Below are 14,569 nucleotides of genomic sequence, written 5' to 3'. Positions count from 1 at the left end.
GTATGCCTGCTTTACGTTAGCTGTAGGTAGGCTGTTTCCTGTCATTACGCTGCTTTCTGTTTGTAAAGATGTTCTTGAAATTCTATAAACAGTCTGCTGATGTTTGCCACGTCTCCCAAAATTTCTTTTGCGTCTTCCAATGATTGATACTTGTTTGTCAGCAAGATTGGTAATTTCTCCTGGTCGAGTTCGTCCACACCAGTTTCAATGTATTTGCTCAAAACGAAAGTGATAAACTCTTTTTGCTTGTCGTTGAGTAAGGCAAAAATTGTCGCTTCAGCTGCTTTGGCTCTGGCTTCTCTTGTCATGGCAATGTAGTCGCCATTGAAAACGTATTCCAACACATCATACAAGTCACTTTTTTCCATATCTACCAACTTTTGTAAAGTCAGTAAATCGTCTTTGGGGAAACCTGCCGATTCTAAATTCTCCAACAAAACTTTTCGGGTAAGTGGGCTGCCCCACAGTTTTCTCAATTCTTCTTCGTCTTTGAAAAGTTTGGGCAACTCGCCAAACAGTTTATTCAAAAACTCTTCTGCCGAAATGGGCTTGCCGTCTGCACTCCAAAACGAAGTGGAAACCATGTGTTGTATTTCTCTTTCCTTACCGTTTCGCAGTCTAATTTTGACTTTCTTCTTGCAAACACAAGGTCGCTGCCCACATTTTTCACAAGGTGGTGGTTGTTTTTCGCAAACGCAAGGTCTTTGCTCGCAAATGGGACAGGGTTGCGGCGGCACATATTCACATTCGCACGGATTTTGTCCGCACTTTTTACAAAGTTCTGGTTCTAATGGTGGCCCGTCCCATTCAGGGTCGTTAAACTTTTGATAAGCATCTACAAAGTCATAAATGGTAAAAAACTCTTTGCCGTCAAACAAACGTGTGCCACGGCCAACAATTTGTTTAAACTCAATTACTGAATTTACTGGGCGAAGCAAAACGATACCTCGAATATTTCTGGCATCCACTCCGGTAGAAAGTTTTTGCGAAGTGGTCAGAATGGTTGGAATCGTTTTTTCGTTGTCCTGAAATTTTCTTAATAGTCTTTCACCTTCTTCTCCGTCATTGGCGGTAACTCTTACGCAGTAGAAAGCATCTTTGGTTTTAGCGTTTTGGTTTACCAAATCCCGTATCAATGCTGCGTGTCCTTGATTAGCACAAAAAATAATAGCCTTCTCTTTTTGATTGGCTTCATCTAAAAAGATGTTTACCCGCTTGGCTTCTCGTTCTACAATTTCTATGGTGCGGTTAAAGTCTTTTTCTTCATATAGTTTGCCTTCTTCAATTTCGCCTTCCACAATAGTATCGTCCGAAGTGTAGCGGTAATCGTCCAAGGTGGTTTTGATGCGTTTAACTTTGAAAGGCGTTAAGAAACCGTCATTGATACCTTCTTTCAGCGAATAGATGTAAACAGGCTCGCCAAAATATTTGTAGGTATCCACATTGTTTTCTCGCTTGGGTGTAGCGGTTAAACCTAATTGCACTGCCGGACTGAAATACTCTAAAATGCTTCGCCAATTGCTTTCGTCATTGGCTCCACCACGGTGGCACTCGTCAATGATGATGAAATCAAAATAATCGGTTGGATATTCTCCAAAGTAGGGTGCAGGTTTTCCTTCTGCATCCGTGCCACTCATAAAGGTTTGAAAAATGGTAAAGAAAATGCTGCCGTTGGTTGGTACTTTACCGCTTTTCTTTATCTCATTGGGTTTTATCCGGACTAAAGCATCTTCCGGAAATGCCGAAAATGAGTTGTAAGCTTGGTCGGCTAATATGTTTCTATCTGCTAAAAATAAAATTCTTGGTCTTCGTGGGACGTAGTCAGAGCCTGTCGAAGACAAGTTCCAACGGGTTTGAAACAGTTTCCAGGCTATTTGAAAAGCAATGGCCGTTTTTCCTGTTCCTGTGGCAAGCGTCAGCAAAATTCTATCTTTACCTTGTGCTATGGCTTCAACGGTTCGCTGAACGGCTATTTCCTGATAGTATCTTAACTGCCAACTTCCACTTTTATTTTCAAAAGGTATCGATGCAAATTTCTCCCTCCACTCATTTTCAATTTTCAATTGTTCATTTTCAAGTGAAAACGTTTTATTCCAAAGTTCGTCAGGGCTTAGAAAATCTGTTACCAAACCTTCTGCACCTGTTTTCATACAGATTTGGTAAATGGATTTTCCGTTGGTGCTATAAGTGGTTTCTAATTCCAGCTTTTGGGCATATTTCTTGGCTTGCATTACGCCTTCACCCACTTCTTCTGTTTCTACCTTAGCTTCAATCACAGCTAATTTTATTCCTTTATAGGCAAGCACATAATCAGCTCTAAGAATTATTGAACGACTGCCGCCCGATTGTATTTTGCCTGCTGTTATTGGATGGTTTCTGTAAATTTTAGAACCCTCAACAACACCCCAGCCGCAAGCTTTTAATTTGGGATCTATAAGGTTCGCTCTTGTATCGTCTTCGGTCATTTTTTCACGATGGACGCTACCCATCTTTAGCGTATTATGCCCTTTCAGGGCTTGTGATTAATTGTTTGTTGCGAGGGGCGATACCGCCTCGTTGTTTTTCGCGAGGGGAGATACCGCCTCATTGTTTTTCGCGAGGGGAGATACCGCCTCGCTATTATATAACGCCCTTTCAGGGCTATGATATGAAAGCCCCAAAGGGGCATAATATGTTAAGTTAGGGCGTAGTCCTATCGAGTGGCAAAGCCACGACACCAAAGCCCTGAAAGGGCGTAATACATCAACATCGGGTTTATAGCTAATCCCAAACATACTTCTCGTCATATTCTACATTATATTTTTTCAGAAAGGCACGATATTCATCCTGAAAAGTTTTTTTGCTGTGATGCTCGTGCTGATTGGCAATGTAAGCGATAACAGTATCAACTTCTGAAGGTTTAACAGAAAAAGCTCCGTATCCATCCTGCCAATAAAAGTTTTCATATCCGGTTCCCTTTGTTTTGATCCATTTGGATGAATGTGATTTTAGTTCTTCCATCAGCTTCATCAAGGCTATCTTTTTGGATAGCATACAAAGTATGTGGATATGGTCAGTGAAGCCACCTACTTTGATGACGGTGCAGTCGAGTTTGTTGCAGATGCCACCGAGATAGGCGTGCAGTTCTGATTCTACTGGTGGATGTATCAGCGGCTCACGGTACTTGGTGCTGAATACGATGTGAATATAATTTTTTACGAGTGACTGTCCCATAGCATTTGTATTACACCCCTTCGGGGCTTGTGATGGTGTTTGGTTTCTTATCCGCGAGGGGCGTTGCCACCTCGCTTTTGTATTCCGCCCCTTCGGGGCTTCGCAACTCCCCCGCAAAAGCCTTTTGCAAGATTGATTTTTTCAGTTCCTCCAAATCATCTATTTTCTTCTGATACACCGCTTCCAGCTTTTGTGTTTCGGCTCGCAGGGCATCTAATTGGCGGACGATGGTTTGTTGGGCTTGGTTTGATTGGGAATGGAATTGGAAGATTATTCAAATAATTTGTGTTGATATTGGAACGCTGCACCTGCACTTTTTTGAATTGTTATTTTGAGATAGATTTCATCATATAATAAAGAAAATTGGTCAATTGAATATTTTAATTGACTTGACTAACAAGCTTTAACCGTCTTGATAATAACCTTCAATTCCTGTAATACAACAATCCCTTGTTGAGCACCTTGTTCCAATAAAATTCATTTTCGGTACACAAACCTAATTTGCTTTTAACTTTCTTCTGTTATTTTGTGTTCTAGTAAATCAGTTGTCTTCGCATTTCGATAAATCTCTTACTGTAACAATTGAATTCTTTCTCTTCAATTTCTTGGTTTTGGGTTGGGTGATCAACCCCTTTGAATTTTGTTACAATTCATCCAACTTTTTCTCTTCCCAACCATCACCCTTTTTCTCAAACACCCCCTGCAAATAGCTTTCAAAAAGTTCTTTGGCGTTTTTGAGGTTTTGTTCGGCATTGGCTTTTGCCTTGGCTATGGCGGCAAAGGCTTCATCTAAGATGGAAACGATGCGTTGTTGTTCGGGGAGAGGGGGAAGGGGAACAATAATTGTTTAATTAGTCAGATAAATTTGTTAGCCTGATAATCAATTTCTTTTCTTCAATTTCATCTTTTACAATATTTGAATTGAAATATTTGGCAAGAATTTAAAAGTGAATACTCTTTCTTATCAATCGGATTATTGCCAATGCTTGATTTAAGTAAATATCAAAATGTCTTCCTTCAACAATCGATTCTTCCTCAACCTGCAATTGAAAATATAAATGTCATTCTAAAACAATTTTTTCTTTTTAATTTTTCATCAACTCTTTACAACTTTATTGGGAATGATTTCTCCTGATTCTGTAAGTGATTCAACTTTAATAAATTTTATCCCACTATCTGTATTTTGAAATACTCGTTGGGTTGTTCCGCTAGCCATGACTTCAATTCCAACCCTTCACCATTTTTTTATTTCCCAATCGTGCTTCATATCAGTTCCAAAATTGAGTTAAGGATTTCGGCACTTTCTTCGTCCAATGCTTTCATTTCTTCCAAAATGGCTTGTGGTTGGCGTAGGGCAGCTTCTTCTTTTTTATTCGGGTTCTTTACGCTTAAATCAAAGGTGCTTTGGTCAATGTCTTTAACATTTACCGTCCAAGAGTTTTCGCTATCGGCAAAGGTTTTTTGCAGTTCCACAAATTCTGCCAAGTCGTTTTCGTTGAGTGGGTTGGTTTTGCCCAAATTGCGGTCAAGGTTCAACTGGTAAAACCAAACCTTTTGCGTGGCTTTGCCTTTTTCAAAAAACAACACTACAGTTTTTACACCTGCACCGGTAAAGGTGCCGCCCGGCAAATCCAACACAGTATGCAGGTTGCAGTTTTCCAATAAGGTTTTGCGTATGGCAACGGTGGCATTGTCGGTATTGCTCAAAAACGTGTTTTTAATTACCACACCTGCCTTGCCACCTGCTTTCAATATTTTAATAAAGTGCTGCAAAAAGAGCGAAGCGGTTTCGCCTGTTTTAATGGGGAAGTTTTGTTGCACTTCGGCACGTTCCTTTCCACCAAAAGGCGGATTGGCAAGCACCACATCATAGCGGTCTTTTTCTTGTATGTCGGCAAGGTTTTCGGCAAGTGTGTTGGTGTGTATGATGTTGGGAGCTTCCACACCGTGCAAAATCATATTCATAATGCCCAAGATGTAAGCCAATGATTTTTTCTCCTTGCCGTAAAAAGTTTTCTTTTGGAGTATCTCGGTTTCTTTAGTAGAAAGCGATTTGTGCGATTTCAGATAATTGAACGCTTCGCATAAGAAGCCAGCAGAACCACAAGCACCGTCATAAATTTTGTCGCCAATTTTTGGGGCAACCACTTTTACAATGGTCGTAATCAAAGGACGAGGCGTGTAGTATTCGCCACCGTTTCGCCCAGCGTTGCCCATATTTTTGATTTTGTCTTCATACAGGTGGCTCATTTCGTGCTTCTCTGCATGGGTGCGGAAACGCAACTGGTCAATAAGGTTGATGACTTCACGCAAATTATAACCGCTTTGTATGCGGTTTTTCAGTTCGCTGAAAATTTCGCCAATCTTGTATTCAATGGTGTCGGCACTTTCGGCACTTTGCTTAAATTTTTTGAGGTAGTTAAACAGTTTACCATTTACAAAGTCAGTAAGGTCATCACCAGTCAAAGCCTTGTGGTGGTCAAGTTTTTCGTTCTTGCCTTTGGGCGCAGCCCAAATTGTCCAACTGTAATCTGTTTCAATAATAGGCGTGTAAGTCTTTGCTGTAAGTTCGGCTGCTGTGGCTCGGTCTTTCTCTAAGTCGTCCAAGTATTTCAGGAACAAAATCCAAGAGGTTTGCTCCACATAGTCCAATTCACTGCCGCAACCTGCGTCTTTGTGAAGTATATCGTCAATATTTTTAAAAGTCTGTTCAAACATTATTTATCGCTGTTTTTATCAATTTGTAAAGTTAAGTAGTTTTCATTGAATGGGTTGGTTTTACTCAAATTCAGGTTGGCAAAAAATAGCACTTTTTTGATTTTACCCAAGTGAAGGCTTTTATGTTCATTTCTAAGGCTACTAAATGTTTTTAGTGGCACAATAGAGGGCGGTACAACGTAGGTTCATCTAAACAATCGTTAATATTAATAATCGGCAAATTTAAGTGATAAAATTTAAATAGGGGGCGATTTATGGCCTTGTTTTTTTGTTCCTTTAAAAAATCCGGAGGAATGAATTTATTAAAAGGTAAAATCTAGGAAAAAATTATCCGGATAATGTCTGAAATGATTGTCCATTATAGCACCATCCGGAAATTATTCGCTTCATCAAGCCCAAAGTACCACCTAACCGCTAAAGCCGTTGTTGGCGGCGGTTTACTATTTTTGTTTAGTTCTTTTAATACAAATAAGCGAATGTTCATATCTATTTTCACTACAAGTTTTGAGTATTTTTTTTAAGCACACAATATTCTTTTGCTTTTTGCATTTAACATATTTTATGTTGTGTTACAAAATTTCTTTTTTTGCTTATCTTTGCGGGTTCATTTAGTTCAAGGCAAAAAAGGCGATATTTTTTACTAAAATCCAAGCAGCCCAATAACTTGTTTTTTCGTTTGATGTGGCAGCACCCATACCAGCACAGCAATATTTGCTCAATATTTTAATATAAACATCTAAATTGGTTTTTATTGACTAAATTTTTTACACAAATTAATTAAAGTATCGCTTAAAAATTAGGCAAAATGCAAAAAATTGGTTTTAAACTCGTTTCTTTGCACAAGTGTTTGTAGTTGGCACGACAATTATCTACTATTTAACAGATTAAATGCTGTTAATCTTAGCTTTTTTGACTTCTAATTGCAGCCTTAAATTCTTAATTTTTAAGTCTTAGTTGTAGTATAATAAATTCCGTTGCAGCTTTTGAATACGAGCAAATATTTGGCCACAACGGCCTTTTTAGCATGTGTAGTGGTAGCAATTTTTGGCGGCGCTACCACCCTTGGCTTTATTAACGAGTCAATACCCACAATTACCAAACCCACAGCGGCAAATACAAATAATTTCCAAAAAAAGCCTGAAAATTTGGAGATTATAACCGCCAAGCCAAATTGGTTAAAAACTTCGCCCGATTCGGGCAACCAAAAAAAGATAGGCGATACCTTGCCATTTCCTATTTATGACGATAAAGGATGGGATTATTACGACCCAACTAACGAAAACTACAACCCGTTTGACCTTAACGACCCAAAATCGGTAAAACAAACCGTTACTTACGACCCCGCAACGGGCATGTATATTGTTACCGAAACTGTTGGCGGCGATTTAGTTCGCCCCCCCGTTTATTTAACTTTTGATGAGTATTGGAACTTACGGCAAGAGCAAATTGAAACACAAAACTGGCAAACGGCAGGGCAAGGCGGAACAAATACATCCGGAACCGGCGGAGCAGCCGGATTTGCTAATGGATTATTAGAAAAAAGTCCGGTTAAAAACCTACTAAAACTCGACAACAACGCCTTAAAAGGCTTATTTTGTGGCGACAATATCTCTATTAGCCCCACCGGAACAATTGACCTCGAATTTGCTTTCCGTTCGCAGCGCATTGACAACCCCGCCTTGCCCATACGCGCACAAAGGCAGCCCGCCACTTTTGAGTTTAACGAAAATATAAACATGGGGCTAAACGCCAATATTGGCGACTGCTTTAAAGCAAACCTCAATTTTAATACAAAAGCCGTTTTTGACTTAGACAACCAAATAAAATTAGAATATATTGGCGACGAAGACAAAATTGTGCAAGAAATAAGGGCCGGATATGTTAATTTCCCGCTTCCTACTTCGTTAATTCCGGGTGCACAAAGCTTGTGGGGTATCCAAGCCAAACTAAAATTTGGCCGATTAACGGTAAACAGCGTAATTTCTGAACAAAAATCGCAAAAAAAATCGTTGGTATTAGAAAATGGCGCTCAAACCCAAAAATATGAAGTGAACGTCGATGAATACGACGAAAATAGGCACTTTTTTTTAGGGCACTATTTTAGAGACAATTACGAGAACGCCGTAAAAAGTTTGCCTTATATAAACAGCAATATTACCATCACCAAATTGGAAGTATGGGTCAGCGACTCGCGCTCGACCGAAAACAGTATTCAGCGCGATATAGTAGGGTTTGCCGACCTTGGCGAACCCGAACTGATAGTGGCTCCGGGAATAGACAAAATTGCCAAAAATAATCTTCCGGATAATAACGCAAACACATTATACCAAAAAATAAACAGCAACGGCCAACTGCGCAAACTCGATGCGGTAAGCAGCCTCTTAACTTCTGGTCAATATGGCCTAACCGATTTGCGCGATTTCAGAAAAACTATAGCCCGCAAATTAAACGAAGATGAATTTACCTACGACCCGCAATTAGGCTTCGTATCGTTAAACTTTACCCTTCAAACCAACGAGGTTTTAGCCGTAGCCTACGAATATACAACCAGCAATGGCGGCTTGTTTAGGGTAGGCGAATTTGCCCAAGACGTTTTTACCGTTGACCAAAAAAGCGACTCAAGGGTTTTATTCTTGAAAATGCTAAAAAGTTCAACGCAATTGCCAACCCACCCAATATGGGATTTAATGATGAAAAACATCTATAATTTAGGTGCATATCAAATTAATCCTACCGATTTTAAACTCGATATCTATTACCAAAATCCCGGAGGTGGCGATATTAGGTATCTACCCGAAGGCGAAGGCGTTAAAGGCCAGCAACTCATTAAATTATTAGGTTTTGACCGCCTGAATATTAACCGCGAACCCTACCCCGATGGTATTTTTGACTTTGTTGACGCAACACGCGATTTTCCGGACGTAACCAATTTAACCAGTAATACCGTTCGGTTTGGAACTATTGTTACCCGCAATGGTCGCCTTATGTTTACTGTCCTCGAGCCATTTGGCCAAAACCTAAGGCAAGTGTTTTTAACCAATGGCAACGCCCCTGAAATGGCCAATAAATATGCTTACGATGAACTGTACGACTCGACCAAAACCATAGCTGCCAATTATCCGGAATTTAGCCGCTTTGTTATAAAAGGAACTTACAAATCAAATATATCCTCCGAAATTTCACTGGGCGCGTTCAATATCCCGCCAAACTCATTCAGAGTAGTTGCCGGCGGCGTTGTTTTAAAAGAAAACTCAGATTATACGGTAGATTATAATTTAGGCCGGATAACTATTTTAAACGAAGCCTACATAAATTCGGGCTCATCTATTCAAATTCAATACGAAGACAGTTCGTTTGGTGGTTTCCAGCGCAAATCGTACATGGGAACGCGCTTAGACTATTATATCAACAAAGATTTTTCGCTGGGGGCTACCGCCGTGCGCCTTAGCGAGCGGCCCTTCTCGCGAAAAGTAAATTTTGACGACAACCCCATCAAAAACAGCATGGTTGGCATGGATGGCAAATACTATAAAGACTTGCCCAGCCTAACCCGATTATTAGATAAATTGCCCGGCCTTTCGACCAAAGAGCCTTCGGCGCTTACCCTAAATGCCGAAGGGGCTGTGTTTATGCCTGGACACCCCAAAGCTATTGGCAACAACGATGGCACAGTTTATATAGACGACTTTGAAGGCTCGAACCCATCAAGCCCGCTAAATATTTACACCGCTTGGAGTTTGGCCAGCACACCCCGGTTTATGGTTAACGAATTTGGCGAAACATTATTTCCGGAGTCAGTTTTAAACAATAATTTAGATTATGGCAAAAACCGGGCGCGTTTGGCTTGGTATCGCTTAGATGGCTACTCGAAAATTCAAAGTTTAGGCAAAAAAAATGTTTACACCCGCATTATAAACGAGCGCGAGCTTTTCCCAAATCGCAACAGCAACCAACTAAGCAATTTAGGCCAGCAATATCTTTATACCCTCGACCTTGCATACTACCCCGAAGAGCGCGGCCCTTATAATTTTGATGCCAACTCGACTATTTATTCGGATGGTGTTACAGCCAGCGGCAAACTTAAAAATCCACGCTCGCGTTGGGCAGGCATTACCCACAACATGCTAAACAAAGACTTTGAGCAAGCAAATTTTGAGTTTATTGAGTTTTGGTTAATGGACCCCTTTGCCTACGATTATCAGCAAAATAATTCCGGAGAATTTTACTTGCAATTAGGTAGTGTATCCGAAGATGTTTTAAAAGATGGGAAACAGTTTTTTGAAAACAGCCTTCCGACAAACAAAATTGTAGCAAAATTAGACACCACTAACTGGGGGTTAATTTCGAAAATTAGGCCTGTAACCGACCAACCTGCCTTTGATAACGATGTGGAAGGCCGCAAAAAACAAGACGTTGGTTACGATGGAATGTCTGACACCTTAGAACGGCAACATTTTGCTGCCTATCTTAACGAGTTAAAAGGTGTTTTAACCCCCGAAGCCTATACAACCGCCGAAACAGACCCATCGTCTGACAATTTCAGGCATTTTAACAACGAGTATTACGACCAAATTAATGCCGGTGTTACACAACGGTATAAATATTTTAGCGGTCCGGATGGAAATTCGCCCTCTGAAACAGGCAACGACAATACCATAACAACCGATTCGGGAACTACCATCCCCGAAACAGAGGACTTAAATAAAGACAAATCGCTTGGCGATGCCGAGAACTATTTTCAATACCGGATAAAACTAAAACCAGCCGACCAAATGCAAATTGGCAACGACTATTTGGCCGATTACCTTGACGCAAAACTTCCCGATACATTAGATGGTATAAAACAAGTTCGTTGGTATCATTTTAAAATACCCATTAATGCGCCCAGCGAACGAATTGGCGAAACAAGCCTGCGCAATATAGAATTTATGCGGATGGTAATGACCGGTTTCGAAGACTCGGTAATTTTGCGGATGGCCGAATTTAATTTGGTGCGCAATACCTGGCGCCGCTTTAACCAAGCGCTGCGCGAAGAAGGCGAATACCAGCCTGCCAACCCCGATACCGACAGTGAAGCCTTTTTTAGCCTCTCGACTGTTAGCTTAGAAGAAAATGCCGACCGCACCCCTATTGCTTATGTACTGCCCCCCGGCATTGAACAAGATTTATTGGCAAGCTCGTCGGCACAAATATTGCTCGATGAGCGGGCAATTCAAATGCAGGCCTGCAATTTGCCCGATGGCGAAGGACGCGGTATATTTAAACGTTTAGCCATAGACATGCGCCGATTTAAAAAATTGCAAATGTTTATTCATGCCGAGCAATTGCTAAACGATAAATGTTGCCTAAGCAACGATATTAACGACGGCGATGTAAGTGCTTTTATCCGGATTGGCGATGATTTCCAAGAAAATTATTACGAGGACGAAATTCCTTTGCGCTTAACGCAAAACGAACCTCCAATAGTAGGCAATACAAATGCTAACCGCGAGTTAGTATGGCCCAAAGATAACCGGATTGAATTGGTGTTGCAAGATTTAATTGACCTGAAATTACAACGAAACTTTGACCCAAAGGCGCAAATAAACAAACCCTACTCGAAATATATCCCTGTTTCATGGGACTCGCTGGCGAGGTTTATACGAATAACCGTAGTTGGAAGTCCCGATTTTGGTGATGCCAAACAAATTATGCTGGGCGTGCGCAACCCCAAGATAAACGCCAAAACACAAAACAAAGTTGATAATTTTGGCAATTTAATAGACGATGAGCAAACAAAATGTATTGAGGTTTGGTTTAACGAACTGCGCTTAACCGACTTTGACGAATCGCCCGGATATGCTGCACTTGCCAACGCCAACCTTAAATTAGCCGACTGGGGTAATGTAACCGTAGCCGCCAACGCCCACACCGAAGGTTTTGGAACTTTAGAGCAAAAACTACAAGACCGGTACAAGGATAATTTTACTCAATATGATGCCTCCGGAACCTTTGAAATGGGTAAGTTTTTACCTGCAAAATCCGGATTGCGCCTTCCCTTGTACTTAGGCTACTCCGAATCAGTTAGCACCCCTCAATACGACCCCTATGATACTGATATTGAACTAAATACAGTTTTAGACTCAATACGCGCAAAAGCCGACCTGCCAAACGCAGCCGACAGCGCCAAAGCCTATAAAAATATTACCCAAACACAACAAACTATTAAAAGCGTAAACCTTACCAATATTCGCAAAGAACGCACCAATACCGAGCGCAAACCTCAATTTTACGATGTCGAAAACTGGAATGCTACTTACGCTTATACCGACCAACATTTAAGTGACCCAATAATTGAAAGCGACCGTATTAAACGCCACAAGGCAAGTTTAGCCTATTCGTACAGCGCGCGGCCAATTTACTGGTCGCCCATGAAACGGTTTATACCTCAAAAAAGTAAATATTTACAACTGATACGCGATTTTAACTTAAATTTAGTTCCAAGCAATTTATCGTACCGAAATGATATAAACCGCGAAATTGGTGTTTTAAAACTGCGCGCTTTTGAGCCGGGCTTAATATTAAACCCATCGTACAGTAAAATTTTTACCTGGGACAGAAACTATGGCCTAAAATATAATCCGGCACGTTCAATAACTGCCGATTTTACCGCAACCCACCGCGCCGTTATTGACGAACCGCAAGACGTTTCCGGAAAAGATGCCCGCGATACCATCATCCAAAACCTAAAACGATTTGGCCGCCCTAAGGGCTACAACCAATCTTTAAATCTGTCTTACACTGTTCCGTTAGATAAATTTCCGTTGCTTAGCTGGGCACAGCTACGCGCCACCTACGGCGCCACCTATAACTGGCAAGGCAACCCCATAGAAATGGCCGATACCTTGGGCAATACAATTGGCAACGCCCGAAACATGCAATTGAACGCCGAGTTTAACTTAACCAAAATTTACAATAGCATTCCCTATTTTAAACGGGTTAGCGAAGCAAAAATTAACGCAAAAAAACCGACTAAAAAAACCAAATCAAGTAAAGAGAAGGCAAAAGAACCCGAACAGGCAAAAAAAGAAGAAGACAAGAAAAAAACTAAAACTAAAGGGCAAATAAGCATTCCCGAAATGTTGTTTGTAAGGCCATTATTCTCTTTGCGCCGCGTATCGGCAACGATTGGACAGCGCCACGAAACCACTATCCCCGGATTTATGGAGCGCCCTAAATATTTTGGCATGTATTGGGGCGATGGCAAACCCGAACCCGGATGGGATTTTATATTTGGTAATCAGCCCGATTTGCGTGACTGGTTAGAATGGGCAGCCTCGAAAGATATTTACATGCTTACAACTAACCGCTCGTTAAATACACAGGTTAGGCAAACAATGGCCAACACCATTAGTTTAAAAGCCAATTTAGAACCCTACCCCGACCTAAAAATTGATTTAACAGCCACCTTAAACCACAACCGAAACCACAGCGAATTTTTTAAAGTTGATACCGCAGCCAATAACCAAAAAGCTTTCCAGCACTTATCAAAAATGGATGTGGGTAGCTACACAATTAGCTATTATGCTTTAAATACCATGTTCGACTCGGTTGACGATAGCACAAAAGTTTCGGAAACGTTCAAAATATTTGAAAAAAACAGACCTATCATATCAAAAAGATGGGCTGAGTTAAATCCAAATCCGGATATAATACATTACAGCAAATTAGATTCTCAAGATGTAAATGGCTTTTTTGAAGGCTATGGCCCTTACTCGCAAGATGTACTTACCCCAGCCTTTATTGCCGCCTACACCAAAAAAAGTGCCGAAAAAGTAAACCTAAATCCGTTTAATGGAATGCCCAAACCAAACTGGCGGGTAACTTACTCGGGCTTGGGCAAATTGCCACTGTTTAACCGCGCGTTTAACAGTATAAACCTAACGCACAGCTACACCTCGACCCTTACCATTAGCAATTACCGCAATAATTTAATTTTTGACGACCGATACTACGACCAAAACTTGGTAATAATTAACGAAAACGGCTTAATTGATTATATCGTAAACGAAAATATACGCTTAGCCGAAATTAGCGACTTAGATACCCTTACCGGAAACTATTTTAGCTATTACCAAATACCTCAGATTTTAATTAACGAACAAATGGCCCCTTTGGCCGGAATTGATGCTACTTGGGTATTTGGGCTAACCACCAGAGTTGAATACAAAAAAGGCCGGACGCTGGGTATGAGTTTCCAAGACTATCAGCTTAGCGAAGCTAAAACCGAAGAGTTTACTATAGGTGTTGGCTATAAATTTCCGAAGATGACCATGCCATTTAAATTTGGCAAAAAGAAATTAGAGCTAAATAACGATTTAACGTTTAATTTTGATTTTTCGGTGCGCGACAATTTAACTGTAAATTACCGCTTAGACCAAGGCGTTTCAGAAGTTACTGCCGGCATGAAAACCATCCGGATAGCCCCTTCTTTAGACTATGTTATAAACAACAGACTGCGTATTTCGTTGTTTTACGAGCGTTCAAAAAATATACCCGCCTTAACTACCTCCTACCCAATTACCTCGTCAAAAGGGGGTATCAGGTTAAACTATACCCTTGGTGGCTAAAAAGCTTTTGGCTTGGCTTAGATTGAATT

The 14,569-nt window shown here is 40.8% G+C and carries 5 protein-coding genes and 1 pseudogene; 1 reads left to right on the top strand and 5 read right to left on the bottom strand.

Annotated features, from left to right (window positions below):
- Positions 1-44: 44 nt before the first annotated feature.
- The 5 genes and pseudogenes from IPI59_12360 to IPI59_12340 all read right to left on the bottom strand — a co-directional run bounded on the left by IPI59_12360 (position 45) and on the right by IPI59_12340 (position 5,931).
- A complete protein-coding gene (locus IPI59_12360) occupies positions 45-2,465 on the bottom strand; it encodes a DEAD/DEAH box helicase family protein (protein ID MBK7528320.1) in 2,421 nt (806 codons plus the stop codon).
- Positions 2,466-2,522: 57 nt separating this feature from the next.
- Positions 2,523-2,774 carry a hypothetical protein gene (locus tag IPI59_12355; GenBank protein ID MBK7528319.1) on the bottom strand — a complete coding sequence of 84 codons (252 nt, stop codon included), beginning with the start codon at positions 2,772-2,774 and terminating at the stop codon, positions 2,523-2,525.
- Entirely contained in the window at positions 2,761-3,213 is a 453-nt protein-coding gene (gene tnpA / locus IPI59_12350) for an IS200/IS605 family transposase (protein MBK7528318.1), read from the bottom strand. The genes IPI59_12355 and tnpA overlap by 14 nt, the downstream gene beginning before the upstream one ends.
- A 646-nt stretch (positions 3,214-3,859) precedes the next feature.
- Positions 3,860-4,060 (bottom strand): annotated as a pseudogene (locus IPI59_12345) (restriction endonuclease subunit S).
- A 416-nt stretch (positions 4,061-4,476) separates the two neighbouring features.
- Positions 4,477-5,931: an N-6 DNA methylase gene (locus IPI59_12340; GenBank protein ID MBK7528317.1), complete on the bottom strand. Its 1,455-nt coding sequence runs from the start codon at positions 5,929-5,931 to the stop codon at positions 4,477-4,479.
- 983 nt (positions 5,932-6,914) lie between these two features.
- Here IPI59_12340 and sprA point away from each other — a divergent pair.
- On the top strand, positions 6,915-14,540 hold the full coding sequence (sprA, locus tag IPI59_12335; GenBank protein ID MBK7528316.1) for a cell surface protein SprA: 7,626 nt from the start codon (positions 6,915-6,917) through the stop codon (positions 14,538-14,540).
- Positions 14,541-14,569: the final 29 nt, after the last annotated feature.

Source organism: Sphingobacteriales bacterium (assembly GCA_016706405.1).
Taxonomy (GTDB): Bacteria; Bacteroidota; Bacteroidia; order Chitinophagales; family UBA2359; genus BJ6.
This window is presented reverse-complemented; position numbering and strand designations above follow the sequence as displayed.

Excerpts from the sequence above, each read along its gene's own strand:
- IPI59_12360 (MBK7528320.1), bottom strand. The coding sequence starts at position 2,465 with ATGACCGAAGACGATACAAGAGCGAACCTTATAGATCCCAAATTAAAA.
- IPI59_12355 (MBK7528319.1), bottom strand. The coding sequence starts at position 2,774 with ATGTTTGGGATTAGCTATAAACCCGATGTTGATGTATTACGCCCTTTC.
- tnpA (MBK7528318.1), bottom strand. The coding sequence starts at position 3,213 with ATGGGACAGTCACTCGTAAAAAATTATATTCACATCGTATTCAGCACC.
- IPI59_12340 (MBK7528317.1), bottom strand. The coding sequence starts at position 5,931 with ATGTTTGAACAGACTTTTAAAAATATTGACGATATACTTCACAAAGAC.